Source organism: Rugamonas sp. GW822-FHT03B10 (genome assembly GCF_058801745.1).
Genome location: NZ_JBXANP010000003.1, coordinates 443,391 through 459,270, shown reverse-complemented (window position 1 = coordinate 459,270; position 15,880 = coordinate 443,391). Strand labels below are relative to the sequence as shown.

Sequence of the window (15,880 nt, the reverse complement as noted above, 5' to 3'; positions counted from 1 at the left end):
ATCTGGCTGTCAAAAGCCATATGCACAACAAGCTTCATACCCAGTTGAATGGTGCAGTCGTCTTCTGAAAATGACAGGGGCGTCAGGACCAGCGCTGTTCAACAATTCATCGTTTATTGGATAGTTTGGGCATCTCGGCGCGCGCAGTGGGGCGTCGCAGGCCGCCGCCGCTCGCGGATGCCTTGATTTGGCTGCTAGCGACTTACGCTAAGGCCGCGAAGCACGAACCCATAAATAGATAGAAACAAAAAATGTCCTAGTAGGACACTTTTCCAGAGTTCGGTCCAGCCGAGTCCGGGGGCATTTGTCGACTGACGGCGTGTTCAATTAGTTTTCGTGCTTTTTCCGGAAATGCTTTTTTGCAACCATCCAATGCACCCGATGACGGGAAAGCTGGGGCATCTCACAACGTCTTCAGTTTTCACCATTATTCGCATAATGGTGAAATGTTGGGGGCTAAAAGACAACTATGCAAAAAGTTTGTGTCCGAAGAAAGCAGTAGACACGGCTAGCCGAGCAAATGGGGACGATGTTTTTTGGCCTAATGAACTAGGTGGCAGTTTTCGAAGCGCTCCCTCCAAATTGAGCCATACTTCCTCAGTGAGTAACTGTTTCTTTTTGATAAAATAGCTATGGCTGTAGGCACACAGACTATGGCGTCTTGCAAAGGGAGAATAGGTTGCGTCTCATTAAAAATAGTGGCAACGACCGTGTTATTGACGCGCTCGAGCAATCCTTGGAGCCTAAGGCTGTCCTTGACGTCGCCTCCCCGTCGTTTTCACTTTTCGCGTTTGCAGAGATTCAAGACCTCTTGGCCGGTGTTGAAAAGGTGCGGTTGGCGCTGCCAACGTCTGGCCCGGACGACTGGGAAATACTTGGTACAGAAGCGGACAGAGCCTTTCGCAATCGGTTGCAGACCCGCTGGCTCGCGAGGCAATGTAAAGACTGGTTGGAGCGGAAGGTTGAGATTAGGCAAGCCGGTAGCTCGATTCCACAGGCGGCAATGGTCGTTCGTTCGGAGTCTGGAGTTCCCCATCGAGTTATCACTGGTGCTAGTTCGCTCTCCACCAGCGGGCTCGGTCTCACACCCAATCACCAGTTTAGTCTGGTTCAGTTGGCGGAAAGTGCCGACGAATGCTCGTTGCTGGCTTATTGGTTCGAAAGCTTGTGGTCAAGCTTGCCATCAACGGGTGCTGCCAGGGCAGAACTATTTACGCGGTTGAAGGAATTGTCGGCGCATCGACAGCCGTCGCTAATTTACTATTTGACACTCTTTCATTTGTTTAAAGACCTTGGTGATGAACTTGATGAGGAAAAAATCATCAAGTCGGCCACGGGCATCAAGAATAGTGTCGTCTGGCAGAAACTGTATAAGTTCCAGCGGGACGGTGTTGTAGGTGCAATCGACAAACTTGAACGGCACGGCGGTTGCATCATTGCCGATAGCGTCGGCCTCGGAAAAACCTTCGAGGCATTGGCGGTTATCAAGTATTATGAACTCCGCAATGACCGCGTCTTGGTGCTGGCACCCAAACGTCTGCGTGATAACTGGACCCTGTACAAGGCCAATGACCGGCGCAATGTGTTGGCCGCTGACCGTCTTCACTACGATGTTCTGAATCACACGGACCTGTCCCGCGATGGCGGCCAGTCTGGCGATATTGACCTTTCGCACGTTAACTGGGGCAACTATGACTTGGTGGTCATCGACGAGTCCCACAACTTCCGCAACAAGATTACCCACCAAGGCAGGGAGAGCCGCTACGACCGCCTGATGCGTCAAATTATCCGCGAAGGCGTCAAGACGCGGGTGCTGATGCTGTCAGCCACGCCCGTAAACAACCGGCTGGCAGACCTCAAGAACCAGATTGCCTTCGTGACCGAAGGTGCTGATGGCGCACTGGACGCCCACGGCATTCCAAGCATCGAAACCACGGTCCGGCAAGCGCAGTCGCAGTTCAATCGCTGGTTGCGGCTGGAAGAGGTGGACCGCAGACCGTCGCGCCTGATGGACATGCTGGGCTTCGACTACTTCAAGTTGCTCGACCTGCTCACCATTGCCCGTTCGCGCAAGCACATCGAGAAATACTACGGCACCAGCGAAACCGGCACCTTCCCCAGCCGCCTGAGGCCTCTCAACATCAAGGCAGATGTCGATTTGGCCGGGCAGTTCCCGGCCATCCGCGAAATCAACAACGAGATTCGGCGGCTCAACCTCAGCCCCTACGCCCCCTTGCGCTATGTGCTCCCGCACAAGATGGCCGACTACGACGCCAAGTACAGCACCAGCATCCGTGGCGGCCAAAGCTTCTTCCGGCAAGTGGACCGCGAAGAGAGCTTGGTGCAACTGATTCGGGTCAACCTGCTCAAGCGCATGGAAAGCTCGGTGATGTCGTTCGCGCTGACGCTGAAGCGACAACTGGCGGGCGTGGACGCCTTGCTGGCCCGCATTGATGCCCACGAGGACTCCATCGAAGAACTCGACATCGACGAAGTCGAGGTGGACGACCCGACCTATGAATCCCTGCTTGTAGGCCGCAAGGTCAAGGTGCTGTTGCAGGATGTGGATAGGGTGCGCTGGCGGCAAGACCTGCAAGAAGACCGCAACCGCCTTGCCACATTGCTATCTGCCGCAGAGCAAGTCTCGGCGGACCGGGATGCCAAGCTCGCCGCGCTGCGCAAGCTGATTGCCAATAAGGCCAATCAGCCCATCAACGCGGGCAACAAGAAGGTCATCATCTTCACCGCCTTCGCCGACACCGCGATGTACCTGTACCAACAGCTCGCACCGTGGGCCAAGGCCGAACTGGGCATTCATTCGGCAGTCATTGTCGGCGCGGGCAGCAACAAGACCACCCAGCCAAAGCTGCGCACGGACCTTTCCACGTTGCTAACAGCGTTTTCGCCGCGCTCGAAGGAGCGGCCAGCCGAATACGCGCATGAGGGCGACATCGACCTGCTCATCGCCACGGACTGCATCTCGGAAGGTCAGAACCTCCAAGACTGCGACTACCTCATCAACTACGACATCCACTGGAACCCGGTCAGAATCATTCAGCGCTTTGGCCGAATCGACCGGATTGGTTCACCCAACGACTGCATTCAGCTTGCCAACTTCTGGCCCAACATCGAGCTAGAGGAATACATCAACCTAGAACAGCGGGTAAGCGGCAGGATGGTCCTGCTCGACATTTCGGCCACGGGCGAGGAAAACCTCATCGAGCAGCAGTCCGGCAACCAGATGAACGATTTGGAGTACCGCCGCCAGCAACTGCTGAAGTTGCAAGACACTGTCATCGACCTTGAAGACCTGTCCAGCGGCGTCTCGATTGCGGACCTGACGCTGAACGACTTCCGCATCGACCTCGCCAGCCAGTTGAAAGAGCACCCCGGCGCGCTTGATGCCATGCCGTTCGGCTCGTTTGCAGTGACCAGCGCTGCCGACCTTGGCGACACCGCCATTCCGGCAGGCATGGTGTTCTGCCTGCGCGCAGTGGGTGAGCAAGTCGCCAATGCTGCCGAAGCTGGCTACCCGCTGGCCCCGCACTACTTGGTGCATGTTGCCGATGACGGCACCGTATCGCTGCCTTTCACCCAGCCCAAACAGATTCTGGACCGCCTGAAAAAGCTCTGCATAGGCCGCGACATGCCGGATGCGTCCGCTTGCGCCCGATTCGACAAAGCCACGCGGGATGGCAAGGACATGGGGCACGCTCAAGACCTGCTCGCCAAGGCCATTGCATCGGTCGTCGGCAAGAAGGAAGAGAAAGCCGTGGCCAGCCTGTTCACGCCGGGTGGAACCCACGCCCAGAAGGGCGAATTCGCCGGTAGTAATGACTTTGAAGTGGTCGCATGGTTGGTTGTCCTGCCAGGAGGTGCGGCGTGAGTCTGGTCGTAGTGCTCGATGCGCTGTCCTACCCGGTCGAGGCGAAGGTCGAGCAGCGCATCCCCAAGAAGCTCCTGGTCGAGCAAGGTGCGCCCACCGCCGCCGATAAACGTCAGCTTCAGGACGGTATCGACGACCTGTATTGGGTCGCGGCGCTGAAGCCCACCAATATCGGCGTGCCCGTGTTCCGCGACAGCGAGCGCGAGTATCTGGAATTGGCCATCCTCACGGTCAACTTCCGCCCCAACGCCAAGGTGGCGAGACTGTTGGAACTGATACACCGCGCAGTGCCGTACCCCGTGATGCTGGTTGCAGCCTTCCACGAAGCCGACAAGGTCTGCCTTGGCGTCTCGGCAGCCCACAAGCGCTTCAATCAGAACGAGGCGGGCAAGTTCGTCGTGGACGAGGTACTGGCCACGCCGCCCATTGCGCTGGATAGCTTGCCCTCTGCCAGCGTTCAGGCCTTCTTGGCGGCATTGGGCCTGTCTAGCCAGCCCAGCCGCGACCTGTTCGCCCTGTATCAGGGCTGGGTCGATTGCATTGTGGGCCTCGCTGCTGCTGGGGTCGCCGGGCACTTTGTGCGGCCAGCCTCGCCCGAGCAAACGCAACTGATGCGGGAAGTCATGCAAAACCGTTCACGCCTGCTAACTGAGTTGTCTGCCTTGCGCAACCAAGCCAGCAAAGAGAAGCAGATGAACCGCCTCGTCGAATTGAACATGTCCATCAAGCGGCTGGAAGCTCAACTGGCCACCAACCAATCCACACTGATTGCTTTGTAATCAGTCCCCAATTATTTGAAGACGTACCATGAAAAAAATCCAAGAGAACGATACCAAGTCCCAGTCTGCCAACATCGTCGCCGACAACCTGTCGCAACTGAAGGCACTGTTCCCTGAGGCTTTTGCCGAAGGCAAAGTGCAATTTGAAAAGCTACGCCAATTGTTAGACAGCGCGGTCGATGAGTCGGACGAAAAATTTGGTCTGAATTGGCATGGCAAAAGGCGCGCACGACAGTTGGCACTAACTCCTAGTGCTGGCACATTACTTCCTTGCCCCGACGAAAGCGTTGATTGGAATCTCACCAAGAATTTAATGATAGAGGGCGATAATCTTGAAGTTCTGAAGCTCCTGCAAAAAAGTTATGCGGGCAAAATAAAATTTATTTATATCGACCCGCCCTACAACACTGGCAACGACTTTGTTTACCCTGATAGCTTTAAAAACAGCATTGGGAGCTACTTGGAACTTACGGGTCAAGTGGAAGGCACCTTAAAAGTTAGCCAAAATACTGAAGCCAGCGGCCGTTATCACACCGACTGGTTAAACATGATTTACCCCCGCCTTAGGCTGGCGAGGTCACTATTGTCGAATGATGGGTTTATCATGGTCTCAATAGATGACACTGAAGTTCATCACTTGCGTTCAGTTCTTGACGAAATTTTTGGAGCAGAAAACTTCGAAGCGACGTTGATTTGGGAAGGTGGCAGAAAAAATGACGCACGCCGAGTCTCTAACGGGCACGACTACGTGCTTGTTTACGCACGCGACGCATCCACGCTTCAGGAATTAGACATTCGATGGCGCGATAAGAAAGCGGGATTAAGAGAAGTATATGAAAAGGCTGACGAACTCCGTGGCACTCATGGTAATGATTTTGAATCAGCATCCTTAGCATTGCAAGTTTGGTTCAAGAGCCTTCCAGAGGGGAGTGCTGCCAAAGAGCATTCCCATTACAGAATGTTGGACGCGAAAGGCGTATGGTACGGGGATAACATCTCAAGCCCAAATCTTCGACAAAACCTAGTATTCGAGTGGAAAGGATATGCGCCACCAACGAATGGCTGGAGGTACGATAAGGCAGCGATGGCGCAATTGGACGCGGAAGGGCTGCTTCTCTATCCAAAAGAAAAAGATAAGCGGATTCAATACAAACGGTACCTTCATAACACTGAAACCTGGGCGCCAGCCTCAGTTTTTTATAAAGACAGAAGAGCTGCCTCAAAATCTTTGGCCAGTTTGATGGGGGAGGATGTGTTTGATTTCCCTAAAGATGTGGATGTGATATCCCGTTGGATAAACGTTATTTCGAAACCAGGTGATATTATTTTGGATTTCTTTGCCGGTTCGGGAACAACTGGTCAAAGTGTTATGATGTTAAATCAGGAGGCACATAACTCACGAAGATTTATTCTCGTTCAACTACCAGAACCATTAAGCCCAGACAACAAAGAACAAAGAGTGGCGGCAGCCTATTGCCAATCGCTGAATCGCCCTCAAAACATTGCTGAACTTACGAAAGAGCGGCTTCGAAGAGCCTCAAAAATCATCAAGGATGAAAATTCCCTTCTTTTAGGGGATGTCGGGTTTCGAGTGTTTAAACTAGCGGAATCAAATATTCGCAATTGGACGCCGAATCCAGAAAATATTGCCCAAACGTTGCTTGACCACCACGAGCACATCGTTGAGGGGCGGACCGAAGCCGACATCGTCTACGAGTTGCTGCTGAAGCTAGGCCTCGACTTGTGCGTACCAATGGAATCGCGCGATATCGCAGGCAAGGCCGTCGGCGCAGTCGGTGGCGGCGTGCTGATGATGTGTCTGGCTGAAACGATTGCCGCCGAAGAGGTAGAAACCCTGGCCGCAGGCATCGTGGCGTGGCATAAGGAACTGGCTCCGGCTGGCGATTCGACCGTGGTATTCCGCGACAGCGCCTTTGCCGACGATGTGACCAAGACCAATATGGCGGCCATCCTCGCCCAGAACGGCCTTGAAAACGTGCGCAGTCTGTGAGGCCCTGATGAAACTTCACTTCGAATCCAATCTGGAGTACCAGCACGCTGCTATCGAGGCGGTGTGCGACCTATTTCGCGGCCAGGAAATTTGCAGAACCGAGTTTACCGTTTCCAGCCAGAGTGCGCGGACGGCGGAAGGTCAGAGTGAACTGCCCTTGGGCGGCAGCTTTACGCAAAGCCAATTGGGGCTTGTGCAGAATGAGTTGGGGGTGGGTAACCGCCTGACCCTGCTGGACGACGAGTTGCTGGCCAACCTCAATGACATTCAGCTTCGCAATGGCCTGCGTCCGTCGTCGGTATTGGCCTCCGGCGACTTCACCGTGGAAATGGAGACCGGGACCGGGAAGACCTACGTCTACCTGCGCACCATCTTCGAACTGAACAAGCGCTACGGCTTCACCAAGTTCGTCATTGTGGTGCCATCGGTCGCCATCAAAGAAGGCGTCTACAAGTCGCTGCAAATCATGTCCGAGCACTTCCGCAGCCTGTATGCCGGTGTGCCGTTCGATTTCTTCCTGTACGTCTCGTCTAAGCTGGGACAGGTTCGCAACTTTGCCACCAGCCCGCACATTCAGGTGATGGTCGTTACCGTGGGGGCCATCAACAAGCAGGATGTGAATAACCTGTACAAGGACAGTGAGAAGACGGGCGGCGAGAAGCCAATTGACCTGATTCGCTCGACCTGCCCCATCATCATAGTGGACGAGCCGCAGAGTGTGGACGGCGGTCTTGAAGGCCGTGGCAAAGACGCGCTCGACAAGATGGACCCGCTTTGCACGCTGCGCTATTCCGCCACGCACGCCGACAAGCATCACCAAGTCTTCCGGCTGGATGCGGTGGATGCCTACGAACGAAGGTTGGTGAAGCAGATTGAAGTGGCATCAGCAGCGGTGGAGGGCGGCCACAACAAGGCCTACGTGCGCTTAGTCTCGGTGAGCAACAAGGCGAACAAGATTCGCGCCGTGCTGGAAGTGGATGTGCAGCGTGGCACTTCCGTCTCCCGCGAACAGATTACGGTGCAGGCAGGCGAGGACTTGGAGCAGTCCACCAAGCGTTCACTGTATGAAGGGTTCTTGGTCGAGGATGTCGGCTGCCGGAAGGGCGATGAATATGTGCAGTTCAGCAACCAAGAGTCGCCACTGCGCATCGGTGAAGCCATTGGCGGTGTCGATGAGGATGCGGTGAGGCGACAGATGATTCGCCGCACCATTGAAGAGCATCTGGATAAGGAGCTTCGCCTCAACCCGCTGGGCATCAAGGTGCTGTCGCTGTTCTTCATCGACGTGGTGGACCACTACCGCCAGTACGACGCCAACGGCGTGCCGGTGAAGGGGAAGTACGCGCAGATGTTCGAGGCCGAATACAAGGCGGTGGCCTCAAAGGCCAAGTTCCGCAGCCTGTTCAATGAGGTGGACCTGAGCCTTGAGGCGGCAGAGGTGCATGACGGCTACTTCTCCATTGACAAGAAGGGCCGGTGGCAGGACACGGCTGAGAACAACCAAGGCAATCGGGACAGCGCCGAGCGGGCCTACAACCTCATTATGAAGGACAAGGAAAAGCTGCTGGGCTTCGAGACCAAGCTGAAGTTCATCTTTTCCCACTCCGCCCTGCGTGAAGGTTGGGACAACCCCAACGTGTTCCAGATTTGCGCCTTGCGCGAGATTGGTTCGGAACGTGAGCGTCGCCAGTCCATCGGTCGTGGCCTGCGCCTGTGCGTCAACCAGAACGGCGAGCGCCAGCGCGGCTTTGAGGTCAATACGTTGACCGTGGTGGCCACTGAGAGCTACGAGGACTTTGCAGCTAACTTGCAGAAGGAAATCGAGGCCGACACCGGTATTCGCTTTGGCATCGTCGAAAAACACCAGTTCGCTGCCATTGGGGTGGTGGATGCCAACGGCGACGCCAAGCCGCTGGGCGTGGAGAAGTCCGAGGCCATCTGGACCTACTTGCGTGATAACGGCATGGTGGATGCCAAGGGCAAGGTGCAGGACGCATTGCGCACTGCGCTGAAGGACAAGACCTTCACCCTGCCAGAAGAGTTCGCGTCCCAAAAGGCCGAAATCGGTGAGGTGCTGAGGAAGCTGGCCGGTGGCCTGACGGTCAAGAATGCAGACGAACGCAAGTCTATCAAGACTCGCCAAGCCGTATTGCAGAGCGCCGAATTCAAGGCCTTGTGGGACCGCATCAAGCACAAGACCACCTACCGGGTGCAATTCGACAACGAGGCGCTACTCGCGGCCTGCATTCAAGCCGTAAAAGATTTGCCGGCGGTCACCAAGACCCGCTTGCAATGGCGCAAGGCGGACCTGGCCATTGGTAAGGGCGGCGTCGATACCAACGAAACTACGTCGTCTGCCCCCATTATCCTCGAAGAGCAGGACATCGAGTTGCCTGACATCCTGACCGAGTTGCAGGACCGCACCCGTCTGACTCGGCGTAGTCTGGTCCGAATCCTAACAGAGAGCGAACGCCTGGAAGATTTCAAAAAAAATCCGCAGCAGTTCATCGACCTCGTGGCCGAATCGGTCAATCGGGCGAAGCGAATGGCGCTGGTTGACGGCATCAAGTACCAGCGTATCGGGGATGACGCGTATTACGCGCAGGAGCTTTTCAATCAGGAAGAACTGACCGGCTACCTGAAGAACATGCTGCCCGCGACCAAGGCGGTGTACGAGTACGTGGTTTATGACTCGGGCGGCGTGGAAAAGGGCTTTGCTGAAGACTTGGAAAAGAACGAGGCAGTGAAGGTCTATGCCAAGCTGCCGAGCTGGTTCAAGGTCCCAACGCCTCTTGGTACCTACAACCCTGACTGGGCAGTATTGGTGGAAGTGGATGGCGCGGAAAAGCTCTACTTTGTGGTTGAGACCAAGGGTAGTCTCTTTGCCGAAGACCTGAGGGACAAGGAAAGCGCCAAAATCCTATGTGGCGAAGCCCACTTTCAAGCCTTGGCGGTTGGTGAAAGCCCGGCCTCGTATCTGGTCGCCCGAAACATTGACGACCTAATGGCGAAGGTTGTGAGTTAGGTTCTGGGGAATTGCGATGATGCGCGCTGTGTAAGGTGTGCGCGCAAGCATCGGCAATTGGAATCCCTTAGTGATGAGTTTTCACCATTATCTGCATAATGGTGAATTCGGACCCACCGCTGTTTTTCGGCGTTCGAGGCGGAGCTCTACGAGTATTGCGATTTGGTTAAGATTTTACTCCCATTGACTGAAACGATGGCCACGATGATTCATCATTAAATTTTTCCTGATAATAGCCATTATCAGGAAAGACGCTGACAATACGTGTTTTTGCCGAAGCGGCCAAGGTTCGCGAGCCAGGGATTTGTCGGCTGCAATAATAGTAAAGTTATCAAAAACTTATTCGCATTTCGCGAATAAGTGAGGTATCCGTTAGACTATCAGCACCTCTTCAATTTTAGAAAGTGCTAAGCAAATGGATGAATTTCGGAAGCTGGAAGGCCTGGAAGCCCTGGCGTGCCTATTGGGTCATCAGCCGAGTCCTCCCGCAGCGGACTTAGCAATCACGTCTGAAGTCGTCGCGAGCGCGACTTATGCCGTGGATAGTCTGGAGGGTCTGGAGTTAATTTATTATTTTTGCAAAAGTCTTTATTTGGACGTGATAGGCGACCCCAAATCTGCATTCGCGGTGTTTCACCAACGTTCGGGCGGTATAAGGGTCTTTGCCAAGGCGGAGCAGCTTGTCAATGTCGAGGTATTTCCGTGCGTTAAAATAAAGTGGCGTGCTCTCGAGGGGGCCATGAAAGCGGGAGCGACTTTTCACACCTGTGATGGCCAGCTGACTTGTGTTTCCAATGGATTCCAAGCACACGGCGCGGACTTCGCAGATGCGTCAATGCGTGCCTGGCTGAAGGAGTCGATAAACACACAGTAGATGCCGGTAGGTCGCACCTATACTGAATGCAGTCATGTGACTGCATCTAATATCGTGACCCATGCAGCAGCTCTTCTCTCCCAAGACGCTCGCCGCCCACATCGGGCTGGCTGAGCAAACTATCTACAACCGCCACTCCAGTGGCGGCGACCTTCCAAAGGCCATCAAGCTCGGCCACCTGGTCCGTTTCCGTCCCACCGACGTCGATACGTGGTTGGATGCAAAGCGTCGGCCAAAGGTTGCGACGGCCGCGTCCGAGCGAATAGACGCCGGTCGCCCCTAGTACCCTTTTCAGCTTTTTGCACCCAACGTAAAACGCCCCGGCGGGAACCGGGGCGGGGTGCGCCAAAGGCGCGTCTGTACTTCCTCACACAATGAGTATAGGCGCGGAAGTGATTCATCCCGCCGCTCAGCACGCGGAGGACAGATATTTTTTGTAGTACAGAGGACACAGCTAATTAGCTGATGCGGCACACACACGAGGTGTGCCATGTATTTCGATTCACCGTCGGTCGCTGGTCCAGGGACCATCACTGCTGCATCCGTTGTCCGGTTCTCTGAACTTGTCAAGAAGACCGTAACAAGTGCGACAGCATCATCCCGGAAACGGAAAAATGCCGCACAAAAGAAGCTGAGCCGCATCATCAAGGAACACCGTCGGTACGCAAAAAATGCCAACCTTCGTGCTGTAGCGTTGACGCTAACCTACGCCGACGCGGAGGCCTTCTCGCCAAAGCACATCAGCGCATTCCTAGACCGGCTGCGCCGGGCGCTAAAACGCATGGGCTTTTGTCTGCCATACGCTTGGGTATTGGAATGTGCAAGCCACCTGCACTACCACCTTATCGTGTGGCTACCTCGTGGGCACAAGCTCAACCAGGCCAAACTGTCCAGCTTCTGGCCTTGGGGCTGCACTTGGCTAGAGAGTTGCCGCAGCGTGGGTGCCTGGGCGCGCTACATGGCCAAGTTCAACAGTGTTCCCAAGCTGCCGCGGGGTGCCCGCTTGTACGGCTATGGCGGGCTGGATGAGATTGGCAAGATGGCGGTTTCGCGCGCGGGATTGCCGCGCTGGCTTCTCGCATTGCTTCCATTCGGACATGGGGTCTGCCGTTACGCAGGTGGCGGATGGGTAGATACAGTGAGCGGGGAAATCTACAGGTCTCCATACATTTGGACCCCTTGGAGGATTGTTCAATGTTCATAGAGAAGGCCACCGGCCTGACCCGGAGCGAACGCGACTAGTGACAGTTCGAGCGTGTCTTCGTCCAGCGAAGACGCTCACATGCTGGGCCAATACTCGCGCATCCAACTCACTTATTTGGCGTGCCCAGCCAGAGTCCGGACTATGCGATAGCAGGCGGCGAAGTCGTGCGCCGATGGTCTTCGCACCCGGGTATGTAATGACGAAGCGAATTTCCCGTATCAAAAACTGTCCTAGTAGGACACTTGTCAGGACGTTTTCGCTTTTGGTATTTTTTATTCCTTCTGAGGTGCAGTCTCCTATGTGGCGCATTATTCCGCGCGGAATAATTTCAGGCTGGCAGGGGCAGGTGGGTGATTTTCCGTGGATGACGCTTGGCGGTGGCCGGAGCGCCGATTGTTAGCATGCAGGACGTGTCGCCGGCGTTTGAGCGCGGGTTATTCTACGCGGGATAATGCTCGCTCCCTGATGTGGACTGGGACGGATGAGTCCAATCAGACAGACGTAGATGTGGCCCTGGCATGGGCTTTATTCCGCGCGGAATAATTTCAGGCTGGCTGGGTATGGCGGGTGATTTTCCATGGATGACGCTCAGCGGTGGCCGGAGCGCCGATTGTTGGCATGCAGGACGTGTAGCAGGCGTTTGAGCGCGTGGCTATTCTACGCGGAATAACGCTCGGTCCCTGATGTGGTCTGGGACGGATGAGTCCATTCAGACAGACGTAGATGTAGCGCTGGCATGGGCATTATTCCGCGCGGAATAATTTCAGGCTGGCTGGCTGGGTTAGGTGGGTGATTTTCCATGGGATGGCGCCCAGCGGTGGCCGGAGCACCGATTGTTGGCATGCGGGACGCTTAGCCGGCGTTTGAGCGTGTGGTTATTCTGCGCGGAATAACGCTCGGCCCCTGATGTGCCCTGGGACGGATGAGTCCATTCAGACAGACGTAGATGTGGGCCTGGTATGGACATTATTCCGCGCGGAATAATTTTGGCTATCCGGATTAACGTGTGGAAAATTATCGGTATTAGAAATACTCATCATCAGCTCCCTTCTCCAGCAGGCTCAACTTGACGCGCTGACCGAAGTCACCTTGCCAAAGGGCGGTTGGCAGCGCTGGTGCCGCCTGGTCGATGATGCCTAGCGCTAGAAGTGCTGTTAAATATGCTCCTGCACATGCACCTGGGTCCCCTTTTTCGAGCCGTAAGAGCGTCGTTCGGGAGATGCCCACTCGGGCAGACAAATCAGCGACAGCGATACGCTGTCGTAAGCGCTGTGTATGGATACACTGACCCCATGCAGTGAGTCGCTCTTGCGCTAATGTAGGCCAACTTTCAGCCTTGGAGAGCTTCTTTGGCATCATTTTCTCCGTTCATAGATAGGTCATTATAGGTCATAACGTCCTATCTATGAGCGGCATTTCCAACGAGATTGAGCCGCCAGCAGAGTGGAACCTTTTGGCAGTTCGCAATTGACTCCACACGAAAATTCGGATACCCATAATTTCGGGCCGGCTGGGGCAGAAGGGTGATTTTCCATGGATGACACTCAGCGGTGGCCGGGGCGCCGATTGTTGGCATGCAGGACGTTTAGCCGGCGTTTGAGCGAGTGGTTATTCTGCGCGGAATAACGCTCGGCCCCTGATATGTCCTGGGACGGATGAGTCCATTCCGACAGACGTAGATGTGGGCCTGGTATGGACTTTATTCCGCGCGGAATAATTTTAGGCTGGCTGGGTCAGGTGGGTAATTTTCCATGGATGACGCTCAGCGGTGGCTAGAGCGTTGATTGTTGGCATGCAGGACGCTTAGCTGGCATTCGAGCGCGTGCTTATTCTGCGCGGAATGACGCTCGGCTCCTGGTGTGACGTGGGGAGCCCCGGGCGCGGTTTGATACGTTTTGCGTGTGAGGGCGGGAACGCCCCCGCGCGGCTGCCATAGAGGCCCCAGGAGGCGTCTTCCAATCCGGCAAGTGGGCGAGCTTACCCCAGGGGGCGTTTGGGGCGCAAGAGTCTTCCTGGCGCGTTTGGCAGCGTTCTGCGGTTGAGCGTTAACCCTACGGTTAGCGCTCCAACTTGTGGAGTCCTTCCTGGCTGCCCGTGCCATCGGTATTTCAGCGCCGCCCCGAAACTGTCCTAGTAGGACACTTTTACCGCCTAAGCGCTCGAGGGCGTGGGCGGTAGATTTAAAAGTGGTCGGGCTTGTCGCAGGATGGTGGTTCTTCTAAGGTCAGCTGCGGTCGAAAGACTCCATTCCATAGGCATGCAGGCCCTAGGCAGGCGGGAGCGGGGCTGATGAGTTTGTGCAGGAAGCTGTACGTGCAAATATGATTTACGAGCCTACCCAGCTGGTCGGTCGCTTTCTGGCTCCAAGGTGCTCCGATTCGCACCTGAACAACATTTCGTATATCGTGAAAAAGCCATTCCGCCAACTGCCGCGTCATTAGCATTGTCTGGCTGGATTGGGCGTGCTAGCGTTGTTTCATGTCATTTGAATCGAAGAATCCGATGGATGAAAATCTACCTTACATCGCCGGTAGCCTGCAGCCAGTTGTAGCCATGCCGGCAACTAGCACAGAGGCGGTGCCTCTAGTGTTTTTAGACCTCGACGACGTGCTATGCCTTCATAAAGAGTATCACAGCGGCCGAATGCTGAAAATATTCGAACAGACTGTCCCTGACGACCCGGAGCTTTGGAGGTGGCTTGTCGACGCAGGCGCAGCAGAGAATTTGCGTCAGCTACATGCTGAGTTCCGACCGGCTTATGTCATCAGTTCGTCCTGGGCCACATATCTCAACCGGGACCAAATTTGCGAAGCGTTGATTCGTACGCAGTTGCAGTTTGTAGTTGAGAACCTGCACGCCGAATGGAGAACGCCGCGAGCGCGCTCGTCGAGTCGACGCGATGAAATAGACTGGTGGCTTGATGCACATCGTCAGCCATCTCAGCCATTCATCGTTCTTGACGATTCGTGGAGTGGAACTGGTCTAGCGCACTCCCCACTAGCGTTGGACGGCCACGTAATCCTGTGCCGGAGCGGGTATGGATTCACCAAGAAACGGTTGAAAGAAGCACATAGGCAGCTGATGCGCCAAATGGGCAGATTGGCAGTGAGGGATGAGGCTTAGGCAAAGTCCCCAAGCTGAGGTCTTATGAAGCGGCCTGGTTGCCACTGCGGGCAGGTAAGCCCGAGCCGCATCTGGTAAAAAGTGCCCTACTAGGACAGCGAGTCTATATTGCCCGTTTTATTGGCACTTGGTTTTGACGGACTCTGAGACGGACTCACCTTCGAAGATTGCGTTCGGTTGGCCTGACGATTAGGTGCCTAGCCGAACCGTCTGGGTTCCTGCGGGTGGAATCGACAAATTTGTTCGCCGTCTACTCGTCTGCGGTGTTGTTTGCTTTCACCCTCCGGGAAAGAAGTGCGATGTCCTGCAGCTTCCTTCCGAGGACATCATCCTTGGCGACTTCGTCGAAGTCCTGGTCCAACCCCAGCACCCGTAGCGCCCGCAGGTAAGTGCCGATGGCAATCGTATGGTCACCTTTTTCCAAGCGGCGAATGGTCTCACGTGATACGCCCACGCGCTCCGCGAACAGCTCAAGGGAAATTTCTCGGCGTCGCCGGGCAAGCCGGAGACGCTCTCCGAGCGCCGCCATCTGCTTGGCAGTATTCGGGAAAATTGGAAGAGTTTTCTTAGGCATGCCACATATATTGGCCTTAATTGTAGATTATGGCAAATTTATATGGCAAATGTGCCTGTCAGATTCTTATGGTGGTCAAGGATAGTATGCCGGTATCACGGCGCGTCTTCTCGAAGTCAAAGAGCAGTCATCGCGAGTTTAGGTCGCAATCAGCGCGGAAAAACCAGGTGTTTATCTGTAGCGCCAGCCAATCAGCGGTAAAGTGCAGAAATATGGGGTAGCCATCGAGTTGGTGCGCAGCCGTCCAATTCCCGACTGAAGTGCTGATGAACACGTTCTCCGTGCCATTGGGCGTCGCGGTGGCACCACCTACATTTTTGTTTTCTTGGCAATTTTGTCGAACGGTTCCGTACGAAGCTCACACGTTTTACTAGTTGACTCAAAGAAACTAATCTGTTATTGTA

At 55.0% G+C, this 15,880-nt stretch carries 9 protein-coding genes; 8 read left to right on the top strand and 1 reads right to left on the bottom strand.

Annotated elements, in window-relative coordinates; genetic code table 11:
• Positions 1–679 precede the first annotated feature (679 nt).
• The 8 genes from AC1RQG_RS07925 to AC1RQG_RS07890 all read left to right on the top strand — a co-directional run bounded on the left by AC1RQG_RS07925 (position 680) and on the right by AC1RQG_RS07890 (position 14,902).
• A complete protein-coding gene (locus AC1RQG_RS07925) occupies positions 680–3,886 on the top strand; it encodes a helicase-related protein (RefSeq protein WP_493130016.1) in 3,207 nt (1,068 codons plus the stop codon).
• Entirely contained in the window at positions 3,883–4,665 is a 783-nt protein-coding gene (locus AC1RQG_RS07920) for a DUF4391 domain-containing protein (RefSeq protein WP_493130015.1), read from the top strand. The genes AC1RQG_RS07925 and AC1RQG_RS07920 overlap by 4 nt, the downstream gene beginning before the upstream one ends.
• 28 nt (positions 4,666–4,693) lie before the next feature.
• The gene (locus tag AC1RQG_RS07915; protein ID WP_493130013.1) at positions 4,694–6,676 is read left to right on the top strand and encodes a site-specific DNA-methyltransferase; all 1,983 of its coding nucleotides are present in this window, start codon (positions 4,694–4,696) and stop codon (positions 6,674–6,676) included.
• 7 nt (positions 6,677–6,683) lie between these two features.
• Positions 6,684–9,701 (top strand): type III restriction-modification system endonuclease, encoded by a 3,018-nt coding sequence (locus tag AC1RQG_RS07910; protein ID WP_493130011.1) that lies wholly within the window; start codon positions 6,684–6,686, stop codon positions 9,699–9,701.
• A gap of 415 nt (positions 9,702–10,116) precedes the next feature.
• Positions 10,117–10,575, top strand: coding sequence for a hypothetical protein (locus AC1RQG_RS07905; RefSeq protein WP_493130009.1), 459 nt, complete (start codon positions 10,117–10,119; stop codon positions 10,573–10,575).
• 61 nt (positions 10,576–10,636) lie between these two features.
• A complete protein-coding gene (locus AC1RQG_RS07900; protein WP_493130007.1) occupies positions 10,637–10,858 on the top strand; it encodes a helix-turn-helix transcriptional regulator in 222 nt (73 codons plus the stop codon).
• Between the two features lie 207 nt (positions 10,859–11,065).
• Positions 11,066–11,779: a rolling circle replication-associated protein gene (locus AC1RQG_RS07895; RefSeq protein ID WP_493130005.1), complete on the top strand. Its 714-nt coding sequence runs from the start codon at positions 11,066–11,068 to the stop codon at positions 11,777–11,779.
• 2,478 nt (positions 11,780–14,257) lie between these two features.
• Positions 14,258–14,902 carry an HAD domain-containing protein gene (locus AC1RQG_RS07890; protein ID WP_493130003.1) on the top strand — a complete coding sequence of 215 codons (645 nt, stop codon included), beginning with the start codon at positions 14,258–14,260 and terminating at the stop codon, positions 14,900–14,902.
• A 250-nt stretch (positions 14,903–15,152) separates the two neighbouring features.
• Here AC1RQG_RS07890 and AC1RQG_RS07885 read toward each other — a convergent pair whose 3' ends face one another.
• Positions 15,153–15,476 carry a helix-turn-helix domain-containing protein gene (locus AC1RQG_RS07885; protein ID WP_493130001.1) on the bottom strand — a complete coding sequence of 108 codons (324 nt, stop codon included), beginning with the start codon at positions 15,474–15,476 and terminating at the stop codon, positions 15,153–15,155.
• Positions 15,477–15,880: the final 404 nt, after the last annotated feature.